We start from the raw sequence: 16,765 nt of genomic DNA on the forward strand, positions 1-16,765 counted from the left end.
CCGGGCATGACTTTCATGCCCGACGACCTTCCAGACGATCCTGTGCTTCTCACTCCAGCCACTCTTTCGAACAGCCAGTGATGATGAAGTCATCTGCATAACGCACCACGCGCATCTTTCGGGCTGTCCACTTTGCATTGGGAAATTTCTTCGCCAGCATCGCTTCCAAACCATCCAGCGTCATGTTGGCCAGCACCGGAGAAATGATGCCTCCTTGCGGTGTTCCGGCGTGGCTGGGGAATAGTTCGTTCTGGTAGACGTAGCCCGCCTTGAGCCATTTCTGCAAAATCGCCTTATCCATAGGGATGTTGGCGATCATCCAGTCATGGCTGATATTGTCGAAACAGCCTTGAATGTCGCCCTCTAACACCCACTCCGCGTTTGCTTTTCGTGACAGCACACCAAAGCACTGTGCTGCGGCATCCGCAGTTGAGCGTTCCGGTCTGAACCCATAAGAGTTCGGATCGGCGGTGGTTTCCGCGATCGGTTCCAGAGCCAGCAAATGCAACGCCTGCATGGCCCGGCATTTCATGGCGGGAATTCCGAGAGGTCTCGTCTTACCGTTTTTCTTCGCAATAAAGACTCTGCGAAGCGGAAGCGGCGAGTAGCCTCGCCTCTTCAACGACGCAATCGCGTGGGTCTTGGCCCTCGGTGTGTTCCAAGTGACCTTGTCCACACCGGGGGTGTTTTTGCCTTTGTTTTCAGACACCCGTTTGACGGCCAATGCTTTGCCGCTGAACGAGTGAGTCAGCAACCATTGCAGGGCTTTCGCCTTGTTATGCCTGCCGTCTTGTATAGCCTTCACAATACGCGTTTGCAGCCCTCTTACTCGACGTTGGACATCGGCCCAGTTGATGCCGTCCCACGCCGTGCCAGAAGGTGCACACGCCAGTGTTGCTGCGTTCATTTGCTCTCCTTCCGTTGAAAGGGTTCTACACACTCTCTTGTGAGGAGAGACCATGAGGACGTCTGCCCGCTTTCGCGTGAAGTGATGTCTCAACTTCTATCCAGCCCGTTACAGGATTGCGTTCGCTTTTTCCTCGTTCCTTTGCCCGCACCGCCATAGGCAATTTTTGCAAACGGCTGTCCCCAAGGGGAGCGATACGGGATTTCCACGTTCCGCTTACTGAAGTACGTCGGGTTAGGTGCCTGCTCTAGACCGGGAGGCCTATGGGTCACGAACGCGTAGCCGAAAGACGCAGTTCCCACCTCCGTTACCCTTTTGGTTAGAGCGTAAAAGCCATTTCCGCTCGTTCAACGTAACGATCTTTATGCAGGTTCACATGTGTTCACCGTACCGACTATCTAGTACTCATCCGGCTATGGCTGCCAGAAGGGTACGCCTCTCGCGATTGATACCCCGCACCTTGCGGTGCCTCGTTACATTGTCAAAGGCGCTCTTGATTCAGCCTTCTAGATTCACCCGGTGACACGGGTGGTTCCCTCCAAGTGGGAACAACTTCTGTAAGCGACTTCGTGTCGCACCTCCGCCGCGTTGTTGTCGATAGGTAAAAAACCAGCTTCAACGTAACGCTCCAGCCGAAGCCAGTTGCTCGCCAGATAATTAACCGCTTTAACCAGCACGCTTTGCGGTGTCACTTGGGACTGCGTTTTATCCAGCCAGCTTTTCAACTGCCCCAGGATCGGCAGGCTCTTTTCCTGACGACCGATAAATCGCTGCTCGTCACTGACATCCTTGAGCTCACGCTCGATGCCATACAGCTTGTTAATCATCGCCAGCGCGATATCGGCTCGTCCGGTCTTGCCTTTGGGCTGCACCTTTTGTGCTTCCACGAACTTGCGCCGTGCATGAGCTGCGCATTCCAGACGTTCCACGCCCGGTTGCAACGCCAACGCGTTGTACCCGGCGTAATCGTCGGTCATGACATAACCACGGTAACTTTCCAGCAAGCGCAAAGGTACGTCCTGCGCACGGCTGGAGGTGTAATCGAACAGCACGACTTTTCGCTCTGGCGGGCCGCTGGCTTGCACCCACATCCAGGATTGGCTGGTCGGGTCTCGATCCGGTTCCTTGAGTACCTGGACGCGAGTTTCATCGCAGTGGATGACAGGGCTTTCCAGCAACCGGTCGCGCATCAGATTCAACAGCGGTTGCAGATGCTCGCCGCACTGGATGATCCAGCGGGCAAGCGTCTGACGAGGGATTTCTATGCCATGTCGACTCAGCACCGTTTCAAAACGATGCAGCGGCAAGCCATCGACATACTTGGTGGTCAGCAGCATCGCCAGGACGCTCGGACTGGCCATGCTCTTTTCGATCAGTTGCGCTGGTTTGTCAGCGGTGACCGGGGCTGTTTCACAACCGCGGCAACCGTAGACTTTTCGGATGTGTTTGATGACCCGGATTTGCATCGGCACGATGTCCAGCTGCTCGCTGGTTTCTTCACTGATCACATGCTAGCGGCAGCCGCAGGCACAGGTCAGTTCGTGTTCAGGCAGTTCGTGGATGACTTCGATGCGCGGCAGATCGGCCGACAGTGGCTTGCGCTTGCCACGACGTGGCGCTGGAGCAACAACTTCTTCGTCAGCGTCGCCGATTGAAGGCATCGGCTCGCTTTCCGGCTCATTGAACAGGGCCAGTTGCGGCGTGTTGGGCTCAACGGTCAGTTCTGATTTGCGGCCGAAGATACGGTCACGCAACAGCTTGATCTGTTCTTTCAGATCAACGATGTGGGTGGCGTAAGCTTCTTTGACTTCCTGATCGCGCGAGCGTGCTTCGTAGGCTTCAAGCAGCATCTGTTTGAGAAGTACGGGGTCGTCTGGAAGGTTGTCGGGCAATGATCGCATGCCCTGGATTATACCCGTCAGGCCACAAACCTTGGAGTCAAAACCTTGTGCGGGCGGTTGCGCCAGAGGTCAAAGCCATCCAGCAGCCAGTTCAGCTCCTGCACGGTCAGCACGATGACCTCGTCCAGCTCATCGGGTGAAGTTTTGAAACGCTCGGACTCCAGGCGCTTGAGCCAAAGGCAGAAGCCATTGCGCTCCCAGTACAACACTTTGACCCGGTTGCGGTGACGATTCAGAAAAACGAAGAGTACGGGGTCGAACACCGCAACTTTGATATCCAGTTCGACCAGGGCAGCCAAGCCGTCGATGGACTTTCGAAAGTCCACCGGTTTCGGGTAGAGGTACACTTTTTCAACGCTGGCGTTGGGACGCATCATGGTGATGGGCTCCTGAGGGAAATCGGGAGCACAGCATCAGCTGTCAGCTATCGGCTTGGAATGTGGGGTTCGTGGAGCGGATACGAAACTTCTGCATTTCGGTATTCAACGAGACTTTGACGCCTACTGGCGGCATAACCTGTTCGGCCCTTGGTGGCGGGGTTATTCGCCACTTACTACGGCCTCGGCTGACTTCTGCACGCTCATCCCGTCGCCTCTCGACGCTCGGTAGCACAGTGGCAAACGTGCAGATCTCCCAGGGTAATTCGCGCGACCTTCCTGCTTATGCCTGTCGGATTTACGTCACAGCGTTCCGTGGTAAGTAGGCCGTAGGAGTTTCACCTTCAGCCTCTCGCAGAACCGTACGTGAGCCTCTCAACTCATACGGCTCCCGTTGCCCAGTCGAGACTCATCTCCATAGACATGCCAGTGCACGAACAACGATGGACATGCTTCCTTCATTCGGTTGAGCCAGTCAGCACTGCGGCGCTTGCGCCCCGCCAATGGCTTGTATTTCCGACGGGCCCAGCGTTGCAGCTTCAAATCAAAGTGATTGAAGACCTTGTGCATCACCGTTTTGTAGAAAGCTCCATAGTAATTCCACCATCCACGAAGAATGGCGTTGTACTGCGTTGACAGTTCAAAAAGGCTGGCTGGTGTTTGCCGCTGGATATTCCAGCTGCGAGTTCGTTGACGCATTCGTTTTAACGCCTCATTACTAGCTCCGGGCAGAAAGCTGGTAAACCGGCGTCCATTATTGCCCCATGCCTCCCGTGGCCGGAAGGTGAACCCCAGGAACGTGAACTGCGTCGTTGGGTACGCTGCCTTGCGGTTACTGTCCTTGCAATAAACGATCTTCGACTTTTCCGGGTGCATGGTCAGTAGGCACTCTTCCAGATGGGCCTTGATTGCCGCCATGACCTCACACGCCTGCTTTTCGCTACGGCAGTGAACCACCGCATCGTCGGCGTAGCGTGCAAATGGACAACCTGGAAAAGTCCGTTGTATCCAGGCATCGAATGCATAGTGCATGAACAGATTCATCAATAAGGGACTGACAATCCCACCTTGGGGTGTACCGCTTTCACGTGGTACCTGAACGCCGTCAGCAGTCTCAAACGGCGCTTTAAGCCACCGTTCGATATACAACAGAATCCAGACATCCTTCACATGATGCCTCACAGCTTTGAGCAGCAGCTCATGATCGATATGATCAAAAGCCCCCTTGATATCAAACTCCACCACCCAATTCATATTCCAGCAGCGCCTGCGAGTGATCTCGACCGCCTGTTTGGCTGATTTTCCCGGCCGGTATCCATAGGAATCCGAATGAAAAAGACAGTCCAGACGCGGCTCTATAAGCAGCTTGACGGCGGTCTGAGCCACCCGATCGGCTACTGTCGGAATACCCAGCTTGCGTTTGCCTCCTGATTGCTTCGGAATTTCCACCTGCCGAACCGGTGGCGGAAAATAGGAACCCGACGACATGCGGTTCCAAACCTTGTACAGGTTCCGTTGCAGCTTCTGCTCGAACTGGGCAATAGATTGTTCATCTATCCCAGCGGCTCCTCGATTGGCTTTCACTCGCTGGAAGGCCTCCCAAACTATCAGTTTGGAAATGCTGTACGACTTTGCTGCGCTCATGCCGCTCTTCCCCGCCGAAGCCGGTTGACGACATAAGCGAGCTGGGCAACGCCATTACAAGAACTTCATCACTACTACGAATGGCTCCGCCCCTCGGCCTTTGCATCGGTATTCTTTCTTGCGGTGATAGCCGCTTGTCATTTCCCTTGGCATCAAAGGCGAGGTTCTCACGTTCCATATCAAAGCCTGTATTGAGCTCATGCCGCCTATACACCGGCTGCCATCTGGACGGTAAGCAGGTGTCCTCCAGACTTGCTCCCAAGGCTACTTGCCAGCCTCGGTTCTGACAGCGCTTGAGCCCTTAACGATGCGTCTTCGGACGGTTTGCTTTCGCTCATCTGCTCAATACGTACCTGACGCCTTTATTGACGCCTTTTCCACGGTCGCTCACCACCACGCCTTTTGAACGCAGCAGCACCGGGCGGTTTGAAGCCAGCTCCTGCAAGCGGACTTCGGGAGGCCTACTCCCATCTTCGATACAGCATCGCTGGCTTACGCCAGCGTTCGTGACACACGCAAGTATTGGGCTTTGAAGATTTTGGCCTTCTTACCCCGCTGCGCCGCCTCTATCCGCTTCCTGTTCGTCAGGCCAGCATTTTGCCTCGGGCTTCCTTCAGATTCGCAGTCACCCGCGACACCCTTGCCTCTGGCTAACACTTCCCCTTGCCGGGTGTGTAGAGGACTTTCACCTCCAAGTCACCAGCGAGGCCACCACAGCCAAGCTGGTTGCGCTTGCGCGCAACGCGCCATGCCTGGCGCACCATAAAAAGCGCCCGTTTATCGGGCGCTAAATATAACACTTATTCCAAGGGAACAGAGCATAAAAGAAGTCAGTGTCGGGAACGGTTCGAAACAATCAGGTATCGGGCTGTTGCTTCTGTTTGGTAGTGTCTGCTGCGGAAGAACCATTGTTTTTGGTCTGGGCTGTCAAGGTCTTCTGCGCGGCTTCAGCGTGGGCCTTCACCTGGCTGGCCTGGAACGCCTCCCAACGGGCGCGGGCCCGGTCAGAACCGTCTTCGGCAAAGGCAGCGACAGAAGTAACAGACAATAGGCAGGCAACGACAAGAGTTGACCGTTTCATAGAATCAGTTTCCTGAGATGATAAAGTTGAGTGCGGCTTGGGCTATATAAAAGTTATGGATGGCACTTTAGCAAGTGTCATTATCAACTGATCGCTAAGTGCTCATAAAGATAACACCCCATCAGTTTTCGCTCGTGCAACGTCCTTGAACCTGATAGTCCAGAACATGCTCCCGCCCCTGATGATCCAGGTAATCGATACGTGCGGGAATCACACCGCACTGGTCCGAGAGATCAGTCATGGATATGACTTTGGCAACGTCCATGTGAACGTAGAAACCGGTCTTGTCGTAAATCACCGGTGAGGTCTCGGTAGTGTCAGCAAAAACTGAACCGGTGGTAAGTAAGGCGGCAAATCCAAGCATAAAAAATTTCATGGATGTATTTCTCTAGGGGGCTACTTGTTATCTGGCAATGTGCTCACAGCAACTACAGACATACAAAACAATGACAAAGCCGCAATGCAATCTCGCCCAAAGTTGAGACTTATGAGCCGTAGCCAAGTGAAATAGATATAAGGGCTAATAAACAGAACAGTAAGTGACCCCAAAGAACTTTGGTTGAATGAGTGAATGACCTCGCCAAACGAACTCAGCGCGAAGAAAGGGAGGAGTAATGATCATGAAAGGTATCCAATAATAGGTAATGCGGGATGAGCCAACGAATGGCTCAAACTCATGTTCCCACTCCCACCCAATATGCACGAAGTCATTTTCTGCATGCTTGCCATACCCAAATAGCATGGCTCCATCCTCCCTCCCCCAACAAGAACGCAAAGGCCACCGTCGCGCCTGAACATCGCGCCAATACATATCAAAAAGGCATGTATCACATATAAAACAAGCACTAGTGCATACGTCAGCAACAGGCGACGCTTTGCCACACCTCTTGGCCCTGCCTGGCGCCGCCCGGTAACCAGAACACTTCACTTCAGTTTATAGGGAGCTCCACTTTGAAGAACATCTTGCGAATCGCCATCGCTTTAGGCTTCGCGGCACTCTCCACCGGCACATTCGCCGCTACGACCAGCCCTGACACATCGCACTCCATGGGCATCCAACTGCTCGGCTCTGGTGGCCCAATCTCTGACGACGCCCGAGCTTCGTCGGGCGAGATTGTCTGGATCGATGGCAAGTCGCGACTGCTCATCGACGCTGGCGGCGGTACGTACCTTCGCTTTGGTCAGGCGCATGCCCGGTTGGAAGACCTGCACTTCATCGGCATTTCGCACTTCCACACGGACCATAGCGCCGACTTACCCGCCATTTTGAAGGGTGCGTATTTCATGGCCTCGGGTAACACGACTGCACTGGTCGGTCCGAACGGGTCGGATTCATTCCCGAGCATGACGGAATTCTTCCATGACATGTTCGGCGCCAAGATCGGCTCGTTTGCCTACCTCGAGGGCCTGCATGATGGCAGCGATGGGTTGAACCTGAAGGTCAGCCCGATCATCAATGTGGATCGCCACGCCGAGAAAGCGCCTCTCGTTTATCAGGATGCCGAGGTCAAGGTACATGCCTACGGCATTCCGCATGGCGATGTACCGACCCTGGCGTTCCGCATCGAAAGCAAGTACGGCACGATCGTGATCTCCGCAGATCAGAACGGCAGCCGCGACGGATTCATCGATTTTGCCAAGGGTGCTGACATCCTGGTCATGCCGGCAGCCATCGACGACGACGCCGACGCCACCTCTAAGTTCCTCCATGCAACGCCGACGGTCGTCGGCAAAATCGCCGCAGCCATCAACCCAAAAATGCTCGTCCTCAACCACTTTATGGGTAAATCCCTGAAGAACAAGGACAACAACGTTGCAATCATCAAGCGCTACTACCACGGCCCGGTTTACGCAGGCCGTGATCTGTCGCGCTTCGAAATGCCATGACCCAGGAGCCCCTCATGAAACACACACTCGCACTATCCATCGCCGTTGCCTCGCTCGCCTCGCTCGCCGTCATTAGCCAGCCGGCTCATGCCAGCGAGACCCCGCCACCGGCCATTGCCAAGACCACCAAGGGTGGCGGCAAATGTTCCAGCGGCAAGTGCGGCACCGAGAAGATCTACAGCAAGGCCAAGATCAGTCAGGATCCACAGGATCGCTTGGTCCGCACACGTGACGGCAAATGCGGCCTGACCGCTCAAGGATATGACGTCGCCGAAACGACCCTGAGGAAGCTCGCAGAAGGGGTCTGTGGCCAATGAACATCCAAGGACGAGGGCTTGGGCTCCGGCGCGAGTTTGCCTTGCCTCTCGCCAACGGTCCCATTCGGACTGATTTCGACTTTTTAGAAGTCGTTCCAGACAACTGGATGCGGTTGGGCGGAGAGAGCCTGGAGCACTTCGACGCCATTGCGGCCAAGTATCCGATGGTGGCACACAGCTTGAGCCTGTCCATCGGCGACGAGCAACCGCTGGATATGGATTACCTGAGCGCAGTGAAGACCTTTTTGGACAACTACGACATTGCGATCTACAGCGATCACGTAAGCATGTCCCGCGATAGCCGCGGCTACCTTTATGAGTTGATTCCTGTGCCTCGCACGCATGCAAACCTGCAGCTGATGGTCGACAAGGTCAAGGCAGTGCAAGACTACCTGTCCCGGCGTATCTCGCTGGAGAATATCTCCTACTACTACGATGACGAGGGGCAGATGACCGAAACCGAATTCATCGCTCGCCTGATAGACGCTTCGGGCTGTGGGATGCTACTGGATGTCAATAATGTATATGTCAACGCACGCAACCACGGATCCGATCCGCGCGCATTCATGGATGCATTACCGACGGACGCAGTGACCTACTTTCACGTGGCTGGTCATCTCGATAATGGGCCTCAAGAGCAGGTCTTGGACACACACGGCGCGAATGTTTCGGCCACAGTTCTGGACTTGGGTGCGTATGCGGTTCATCGGTTCGGCGAGCGGCCCATTGTGCTGGAGCGCGACAACAATATCCCCAGCCTCGACGTGCTATGTGAGGAACTGCGCGGCATCCACCAGGCCATGACCGGCTCGACGGGGAATCTGCAATGAATTTTCGCATCGCCCTAGATATCGCCAGCGAAGCTGAGCGCCGTTGTCAGGCCGTACGTCGCGGTGATCTGGGCCCCTATGGTGAGTTGGTCCGCGCGAACGCTCAAGAGCTAGTAGCCACGATGTTCCCGCGGTTTAGTCAACATCGCGGTGCCAAGCGCCTGCGCCAGGATATCGACGCATTCTACAAATGCTTTGGTGCAGCGCGGGCCGAATTCATTCACCTAGCGACCGAGTTTGTCCGCTTCATGCAGCCGCGCCTGCCTCCGGGTATCGGGCGGCCCCTCATCGAGTACGAATGGATGTTGTTTGACGTCGAGATCGATAAGACCGCAGTTCCCCATCCCCATGGAGGGGACACGCGTCGCCCGACCCGCCTTCACCTCAACCCCACCGTGCGATGGCTGGCCACTCCGTTTGACCTGCACGCGGACGACCGACTGGCGGAGCAATCGCTGCTACGCAACGACGCGCCTTATGTCTATGCCGTCTTTCGCACATTCGACCATAGGATCGTGACGCAACAGCTTTCAAACCACGACATCGCTGAACTGTCCACCTTTGTGGGCGGTGAGCGAGTCGTATCCCCGATGGAATCAGCCCACTGGTTCACGCACGCGCTTCAGCGCGAACTCATCTCCTCACACCACGAATAGTAAGGCATCGCCATGGCTAAACTGATCGCACTCTTCAACCACGGCCTCGAAAAGTCCAAAAAACTGGATTTCGTAGCGCTACTTTCCATCCGCCTGTATCTGCTGCCAACCCTCTACGAGGGCGCCCACTCCAAAGTCACCGGTTTCGGTGGCCTGGTCGAGTGGTTCTCCACCCCGGTGGCCCAAGGCGGCCTTGGCATGCCCTTGCCCACTCTGATGGCCACACTTGCCACGGGTACTGAAGTAGCGGGACTCATCTGCATCGCCCTAGGTCTGTTCACTCGCATTGTCACCATTCCGTTGGCAATCTTAATGACCGTCGCCGGCTTGTCCGTGCACTGGGCGCACGGCTGGGCCGCGATTGCCGGAAAAACCACGGAAGCAAGCATGCGCCTCAATGGTCTCATGACTTGGCTGCAGCATTCCTTCCCGGGCCGCTTCAACTATGTTACAGAATTGGGGGATCCAATAATCCTCAACAACGGGATCGAGTTCACGGTGACATATGCGGTCATGATCATGGTGCTGTTCTTCTATGGCGCAGGTCGCTATGTCAGCGCCGACCATTGGCTGGCCAAGGTCTTCCCGCGTTGGCCGAAGTGACCACACGGCCAGCGCAGCGGTTCGATTCAATTTAGCGCGCACTACGCTGGCCCTCTGGTCAATTTCGCCGGGTATGTCCGTCAACGACCGACGACGGGTAACAGCTAAACCCAAGCGGTGTTCTGAGGATTCCCTTTGAATAGCTTTGGGCCGGGCTCACCGCTCGGCCCTTTTTTTGATCTTCACAGAATTCCGGGAAACACAGAAACAGGATCGCCGATTTGATTGATGATATTCGTGCGAGCAAACACATCTAAAAAGCCGGCGTTCTTATACACGACATTAATACGTTCCTTCCCTTTTGGGCGGACATTTCTATCGACACCACCAAACCTGATGGTGACGTGCTCCACATCACGCTGACGCCTCCCCCCGGTGTCAGGATAGTTGTCGCCTCTCCGAGTTTTCCTGAAAACGCATATCGGGGGCGGAAAGAGACTGGTCGTGCCGTACTATTCACCTGAACGCAAAGCCGCATTACTCAAGATGCTGCTTCCCCCGCTGAGCCTGACGATGGCCGAGGTTTCCCGGCGCGAAGGGGTCAGCGACATGTCGCTGTCCAACTGGCGTAAGAAGGTCAGTTTCCAAGGAAATGTTGTGCCAGAAGACAAGCCACTCACCGAGAATTGGTCCGCTGAAGCCCGGTTCGCTGTCGTCCTCGAAACGGCCAGTTTGTCGCAGCTTGAGCTGGGCGAGTATTGCCGACGAAAAGGCCTTTATCCCGAACAGGTCAATGCGTGGCGCCAAGCCTGCATCACCGGTCAACAGACCGTTCAGGCTCAGCAAAAAGTCGACCGCGAACAAGCGCGAAAAGACAAGAAACGCATCCAGGAACTTGAGCGCGAACTGCGCCGCAAAGACAAAGCGCTGGCCGAGACCGCCGCGTTGCTGGTGCTGCGAAAAAAGCTCAACGATTACTGGGGGATCGACAGCGATGGATGTGAACACCGCTTTTGACCTGAAGGTCCCCCGGCATTGTTCAAAAGCGCGGGCGGTCTACAACCTTTTCCGTGTAGTCGCCAAATATGGCCGAGAAGTGATCGACCGGAGGGGCGAGGCCAATCGACTACGCCATGACCAGCTTACTCATAAGGTCATCAAGCAAGCGCGCTGACTGCTCTTGCGCATCCACAGAGCCTGAAAAAACCGGAACAGTAGGTTCAATACAGGATTTGATAGAGGCCAACCAGTCGTTGATGACGGTCTATTTGATGAAGGCCGAGCTCAAAACTCTCCGGGCGCCGGTTACTGCCTGGGGCTGGAGGATCGGCACGAAAACAATGGCTGCGCCACGCTCATAAAAGCGCGATATAGGGTCTGATCCAGTTCGCAAACGGCTAAAGACTTATTGGTGGAGCATCGTAAGCCGGGTTCTCTGGCTGATGCACACAGCGCAGTTGAAAGGGATAAACAACCGAGTCAAAGTCATCAAGCAGATGGCTTATGGTTACCGGGATAGCGAATTCTTTTTCATGAAAATCAACAGCGTCTTTCCCTGTAATCCGTGAAGAACCTTTTTTTGCCCGTCGTTCGCGGTTACTACTCGAGCAAGGAAAGCAATTCGCGCTCGGCCGGCCCATCAGGTACGGCCGCACGACGCACAATGCTAAACGTTCGGCGAAGCGTGAGTTGCGCGCAGGGTAAAGGGATGAGTACGTCGTTGGCCAATTCATCCGTGATACTGATGGCGGGCAGCCAGGCAATGCCGCCGCCATGAATGGCAGCCTGCTTGATGGCCTCTGTGTTGCCAAACTCCATGATCGATCCCTGCTGCACATCCAGATCTTCGAGTACTGCCGCAATCACTTCGCGCGTACCTGATCCCACCTCGCGCATCAGTAATGGCTCGTCATCGAGATCCCGGGGTTTGATGGCGGTAGCATCGGCAAACCGGTGCCACGCGGCCACTACCGGCAGCAAATCGTCCTCGCGAAAATTGGTCGCTATCAAACCGTTTATATGCAAAGGACCTTCAATGAAACCCAGCGAGTAGCGCATGTCCGCAACGGCCTGAGAAACCTGTTCAGTGTTACTCACGAAAAGACTTACCTTCACACCTGGATTGTTACTGCGAAAACGTGCAAGAACGCGCGGCAACACGTATGTACCGATGGTATTACTCGCCGCTATGGATAAGTGACCAATCTTGGCGCTTGCGAGTTCCTTCATCGCCTGGTCAGCCGTTCTGACAATATCAAAGAGGCGATCGGCATATTCAGCAAGAACTTCGCCGGCGTGCGTCAAACACATGCCACGCGGTTGGCGTTCAAAGAGTGTCAGACTGAAGCACTCCTCCAGTTTGCGCAATTCGCGAGACAAAGCCGGTTGCGAGATGTGCAAAGCCTTTGCGCAGGCGGTAATGCTGCCGGTTTTGGCAATCGTGTGAAAGACTAAGAGGTGATGAAGGTTCATATAGGCGAAGAATGGCTATGACCAAATGCTAGTGGGTACTCAGTCCATCCAAGATCTAGGCAATGCGGTCAACACAAGCCGTAAAATCGAAGTGACATGACAGCGCTGAGCTGACACCGAGGCTAAGCAAGTCAAACAATTGCGCGATATTAGCCTATCTGCTACTCCCTGCCCATCGTTCCCCCAAAAGTAGATCCAGCCAGAATAGAAACACGCCCCTTGCCCGCCGATCCGCACACGCAACTGTCCGAGCACCGTCGAAATGGTTCCGAGCTGGACGTTTCTGGTGCATCTATCGCCCTCGGCAAGATCGGCGTTTTTCAAGGTAGTTGTCGCGTCAACCGTCTAACTATGCCGCTCTTTTCTCGACCTGTTGCTCTCGATCCGGGTTCAATAGCACGGTACCGATCGGCTCCCAGTTACGTGTTCGACCCGACCACCGTTCCGGCTTTTTCTCTTTGGCTCGTTCGTACAGTTCATGTCGCCGGGCCAGGACCTGATGGTCCAGTCCTCGATGCCGCTCAGCCGGCGTGACAAACCGGATACGGCTATGCCGGTGCTCGTTGTTGTACCAACGCATGAAATCCCTCACCCAGGCTCGGGCGGCGTCCAAACTGGCAAAACCATCCTGCGGCCATTGCGGGCAGTATTTCAGTGTTCTAAACAGCGACTCCGAGTAAGGATTGTCGTTGCTCACCCGTGGTCGGCCCCGCGAGGGCGTGATGCCCAGTTCGTACATTTGCTCAACAGCGTCACCGATTTCATCGGCGCGCCGTTGTCCGAGTGCAGCACCAGCGGTTCGTGTAAACACTGCTCGCCGATCACGCTGCGTTGCAGCAGTGCGGCGGCTTTCTCGCCGCTTTCCGCGTCGTAGACCTCCCAGCCCACGGCCTTACGGCTGTAAATATCCTCGATCAGATAGAGGTAGTAATACTTTCCGCGTATCGGCGACGGCAGGTACGTGATGTCCCATGACCACACCTGACTGGGCGCTTTGGCCGCATGAGTCGTCGGTGCTGCGTACCGCCTGGGGCGCTGACTACGGCCTCGATGCTGCTGTTGACCCTTCGCGCTCGCAAGACGCGATAAAACGTCGCTTCAGACGCCAGATAACGCCCCTCGTCAGCCAGCCTCGGTACGATCTGACTCGGCGGCAAATGGGCATACGCCGGGCTGTTACACAGTGTCACGATCGCTTGTCGTTCGATCTCGCTCAACGCATTACGCGGCGTTGACCGTGTGACAGTCGTTCGGGCATCGGCCGGGATAACGTCTGTTTCAGTCCATCGCTGCAAGGTCCGCAGCGATAAGCCGATTTCCCGGCAGGCCCTGATTTTTCTGGCTCCCGCCGCGACCGCTTTGCTCAGCCAGTCAACGAGCAACTGCCGTTGTGGCAAAGACGTCAGTTGTCCTCGTTGTCGATCCCCCAGTAATCGTTGAGCTTTTTTCGCAGCACCAACAACGCCGCTGTTTCAGCAAGCGCCTTGTCTTTGCGGCGCAGTTCGCGCTCAAGTTGCTGGATGCGTTTCTTGTCTTTGCGCGACTGCTCGCGGTCTTCTTTTTGCTGGGCCTTTTCCGACTTCTGGCCGCTGATGAAGGCTTGTCGCCACGCGCTGATTTGCTCGGGGTAAAGGCCTTTGCGGCGGCAATACTCGCCCAAGTCGATCTCGGACAAGCCGGCCGCTTCGAGGACGACAGCAAACTTGGTTTCGGCTGACCAGTTCTCGGTCAACGACTTGTTTTCGGACACTGCACTTCCTTCAGAACTGAGCTGCTTGCGCCAGTTGGACAAAGACATTTCGCTGACCCCTTCGCGCCGGGAAACCTCGGCCATCGACAGGTTCAGCGGGGGAAGCAGCATCTTGAGTAATGCGGCTCTGCGTTCAGGTGAATAGTACGGCACGACCAGTCTCTTTCCGCCCCCGATATGCTTTTTTTAGGGAAAACCGGAGAGGCGACAACTATCCTGACACCGGGGGGGCATATCCTTCGATAATACATAACTGCGGTTACCCGTTGAACTTAGTAAAGCTCGCTTCCCTGCCTCCTCTGTCAATCGATAGAAGTGCTACTACGCTACAGATCAAGAGAGTCCAGCCTAATGCCTGTGTCCAAGCCACCAGAATCATCGCTGCACCAATCATCAAGTAATACAACAAACCAAACAACGCGCCTGCCGTACCGAGGCGGTCCTGATACGCCGCCAGCGCTCCACCCAATACATTAGGAATAGCCAGACCGAACGCCAATACTACCAGTAACATCGGCCATACAAACAGCCAGCTGCTCTGCAGTAACAGAACAAGCAAAGCGCCCAAGAACAACAGGCCACTGGCTGTTTTCACCAGGTTCGAGCTGCGTACGCCGTGCTTTAGAAGAAATTTGTTCAACAACGCCCCCAGCCCAGAACCCAGAGCCAGCAATACCCCGCTATAGCCAAAGGATTTGGCCGTCATTCCCAAGGCGTCAAACAGGAAAGGCCCTAGACTGTAGTAGCTGAACAGTGCAACGTTGAACACGGCCACCAATAAGGCAGCCCGCCATATCGCGCGATCCTTGAGCATTTGAACCAAGGTGCCCAATAGTGGTGCCGGGGACGGTGTATCCGGGCAAGTCTCCGGTAAACGCAACAGACACCAAGCCAAGAGCGCCATGGACAAAAATAACAGGCAGGTCAGCACACCTCGATAACCGTATAAATGCACCAAGCTCGCACCAGTAAACAGACCAATTGCCGGGCTTGCACCCAAGGCCATGCCCGCAATGGAATACACATGCGCTAATTCGGTGCCACGGTAGCGGTCGCGCAATAGTGTTTGAGTGACCACCGAGCCAACCGCAGCGCCGAACGCCGCCAATGACTGGGCAACCATTAGCCCCTCAAAGCTTTGGGCAAGCAACGCAAGCGCGGATCCGAGTACATAAACCGTCAAGCCTGCCAGCATTGCGGTGCGTCGCCCCAACCGGTCACTGATCCGGCCCCACACCAACACACCAAGCGCAAAGCCAATAAAAAATACTGAGAGTATTTGGGATGCGGCCTGCGACCCCACACTAAATGTCTGTCCGATATCCGCCAGCGCCGGGCTATAGATAGCCTGAGCAATTTGGGGGAACATCGCCAACGATATCGTAAGCACTAGAAAACTTCGGGAATTCATCAAACACCCTCGCAACAGGAAAGTAGCGCATTCTAAAGCAGTAACTTCGGCGTATTATCTGGAACTCGACAATTAATCTTCGAAATCGGACAACTCATGGCCTTCCTGGAAACTAATAGCCCCTTTGATCCTGATAGTGTCAATGCGCCAGTAGTCGGTATCCGCGCCTTCCATCGCAATCATGATTCCGGCATGCACCAACATAACTGCGGGCAATTGATGCTCACCCTGAAAGGCAGTACCCGAATCACTCTGGACGATCAGCTGTGTTTGCTGCCGCCAATGCGTGCAGCGTGGATACCCGCAGGGGTCAGGCACCGCTGCGTGATACAGCAAGCAGCAGAATATCGCTCGGTATACTTGAACCGAATACTGTGTGTACCGGCAGGTGATGTGGCGCGAATGATCGAAGTCAGTCCGCTGCTATGCGCCGTTCTAGAAAGCATGACGCAGGCTCCGTATGACACCGACTGGAGTCGGGGGAAATACGCCCACCTGCTAGGTCTGTTCCTGATTGAAATAGCCGAGGCGCCGAGGCAACCATTTGTTCTGCAATTGCCTCAGGATAAACGCCTTGCGCCTTTGCTGGCACACCTTGATCGGTTGCCACCAAACTTGCAGACCCTAGTCACTCGCGTGGGCGCAAGTGGAAAGACTATCCACCGTATCTTCTTGCGCGAGACAGGGATGGGGTATCAGCAATGGCGGCAACAGTGGCGACTGATGCGTTGCATTGAACTGCTTGCTACCGGACATAGCCTTGATTACTGCGCGTTTGAACTGGGTTTTAGCAACAATAGCGTGTTGATTGCTTTCTTTAAAAGCTTGACTGGAACCACGCCGCGGAACTACCTCAAGAAAAGTGTGGATTTCGAAAAAAAGGCTAAGATCGATGCTACCTAATCCCTCAGTGCGAGGAGCCGCTGTCAGTCTACCGAAGAGATGTCAAAACTCGACATCCGGAGATTGGGAAACTCATACGTATCACT

At 55.0% G+C, this 16,765-nt stretch carries 12 protein-coding genes and 5 pseudogenes; 8 read left to right on the top strand and 9 right to left on the bottom strand.

The window, feature by feature from the left end; translation table 11 throughout:
- Positions 1-52: 52 nt before the first annotated feature.
- The 6 genes and pseudogenes from ACYZT2_RS18640 to ACYZT2_RS18665 all read right to left on the bottom strand — a co-directional run.
- Positions 53-907, bottom strand: a pseudogene (locus ACYZT2_RS18640) (reverse transcriptase domain-containing protein); the annotation flags it as partial.
- A gap of 578 nt (positions 908-1,485) precedes the next feature.
- Positions 1,486-2,808: pseudogene (gene tnpC / locus ACYZT2_RS18645) on the bottom strand (IS66 family transposase); the annotation flags it as partial.
- 17 nt (positions 2,809-2,825) lie between these two features.
- On the bottom strand, positions 2,826-3,185 hold the full coding sequence (gene tnpB / locus ACYZT2_RS18650) for an IS66 family insertion sequence element accessory protein TnpB (RefSeq protein ID WP_461966294.1): 360 nt from the start codon (positions 3,183-3,185) through the stop codon (positions 2,826-2,828).
- 375 nt (positions 3,186-3,560) lie between these two features.
- Positions 3,561-4,829 carry a group II intron reverse transcriptase/maturase gene (gene ltrA, locus ACYZT2_RS18655; RefSeq protein WP_461966296.1) on the bottom strand — a complete coding sequence of 423 codons (1,269 nt, stop codon included), beginning with the start codon at positions 4,827-4,829 and terminating at the stop codon, positions 3,561-3,563.
- An 856-nt stretch (positions 4,830-5,685) separates the two neighbouring features.
- On the bottom strand, positions 5,686-5,910 hold the full coding sequence (locus ACYZT2_RS18660; protein ID WP_461966298.1) for a hypothetical protein: 225 nt from the start codon (positions 5,908-5,910) through the stop codon (positions 5,686-5,688).
- A gap of 121 nt (positions 5,911-6,031) precedes the next feature.
- A complete protein-coding gene (locus ACYZT2_RS18665; RefSeq protein ID WP_461966300.1) occupies positions 6,032-6,286 on the bottom strand; it encodes a DUF2790 domain-containing protein in 255 nt (84 codons plus the stop codon).
- A 575-nt stretch (positions 6,287-6,861) separates the two neighbouring features.
- Here ACYZT2_RS18665 and ACYZT2_RS18670 point away from each other — a divergent pair.
- From ACYZT2_RS18670 to ACYZT2_RS18700, 7 genes and pseudogenes are all read left to right on the top strand, one after another.
- The gene (locus ACYZT2_RS18670) at positions 6,862-7,797 is read left to right on the top strand and encodes an MBL fold metallo-hydrolase (protein ID WP_461966302.1); all 936 of its coding nucleotides are present in this window, start codon (positions 6,862-6,864) and stop codon (positions 7,795-7,797) included.
- A 14-nt stretch (positions 7,798-7,811) separates the two neighbouring features.
- The gene (locus tag ACYZT2_RS18675; protein WP_461966304.1) at positions 7,812-8,114 is read left to right on the top strand and encodes a hypothetical protein; all 303 of its coding nucleotides are present in this window, start codon (positions 7,812-7,814) and stop codon (positions 8,112-8,114) included.
- Positions 8,111-8,944 carry an MbnB/TglH/ChrH family RiPP precursor modification enzyme gene (locus ACYZT2_RS18680; RefSeq protein WP_461966306.1) on the top strand — a complete coding sequence of 278 codons (834 nt, stop codon included), beginning with the start codon at positions 8,111-8,113 and terminating at the stop codon, positions 8,942-8,944. Before ACYZT2_RS18675 ends, ACYZT2_RS18680 begins: the two co-directional genes overlap by 4 nt.
- The gene (locus tag ACYZT2_RS18685) at positions 8,941-9,600 is read left to right on the top strand and encodes a hypothetical protein (protein WP_461966308.1); all 660 of its coding nucleotides are present in this window, start codon (positions 8,941-8,943) and stop codon (positions 9,598-9,600) included. The genes ACYZT2_RS18680 and ACYZT2_RS18685 overlap by 4 nt, the downstream gene beginning before the upstream one ends.
- Positions 9,601-9,612: 12 nt before the next feature.
- The gene (locus ACYZT2_RS18690) at positions 9,613-10,203 is read left to right on the top strand and encodes an HvfX family Cu-binding RiPP maturation protein (RefSeq protein ID WP_461966310.1); all 591 of its coding nucleotides are present in this window, start codon (positions 9,613-9,615) and stop codon (positions 10,201-10,203) included.
- Positions 10,204-10,647: 444 nt separating this feature from the next.
- A pseudogene (locus ACYZT2_RS18695) lies at positions 10,648-11,138 on the top strand (transposase); the annotation flags it as partial.
- A pseudogene (locus ACYZT2_RS18700) lies at positions 11,129-11,711 on the top strand (transposase); the annotation flags it as partial. The pseudogenes ACYZT2_RS18695 and ACYZT2_RS18700, both read left to right, overlap by 10 nt.
- 31 nt (positions 11,712-11,742) lie before the next feature.
- On the opposite strand, the gene ACYZT2_RS18705 reads toward ACYZT2_RS18700, so the two are convergent.
- From ACYZT2_RS18705 to ACYZT2_RS18715, 3 genes and pseudogenes are all read right to left on the bottom strand, one after another.
- Entirely contained in the window at positions 11,743-12,615 is an 873-nt protein-coding gene (locus ACYZT2_RS18705) for a LysR family transcriptional regulator (protein WP_461966312.1), read from the bottom strand.
- 349 nt (positions 12,616-12,964) lie between these two features.
- Positions 12,965-14,518: pseudogene (locus tag ACYZT2_RS18710) on the bottom strand (IS3 family transposase).
- A 106-nt stretch (positions 14,519-14,624) separates the two neighbouring features.
- Positions 14,625-15,776 (bottom strand): multidrug effflux MFS transporter, encoded by a 1,152-nt coding sequence (locus ACYZT2_RS18715; RefSeq protein ID WP_461966314.1) that lies wholly within the window; start codon positions 15,774-15,776, stop codon positions 14,625-14,627.
- A 96-nt stretch (positions 15,777-15,872) separates the two neighbouring features.
- On the opposite strand from ACYZT2_RS18715, the gene ACYZT2_RS18720 reads away from it, so the two are divergent.
- Positions 15,873-16,679, top strand: coding sequence for an AraC family transcriptional regulator (locus tag ACYZT2_RS18720; RefSeq protein ID WP_461966316.1), 807 nt, complete (start codon positions 15,873-15,875; stop codon positions 16,677-16,679).
- Positions 16,680-16,765 lie beyond the last annotated feature (86 nt).

It is taken from the genome of Pseudomonas sp. MDT1-85 (genome assembly GCF_054898065.1).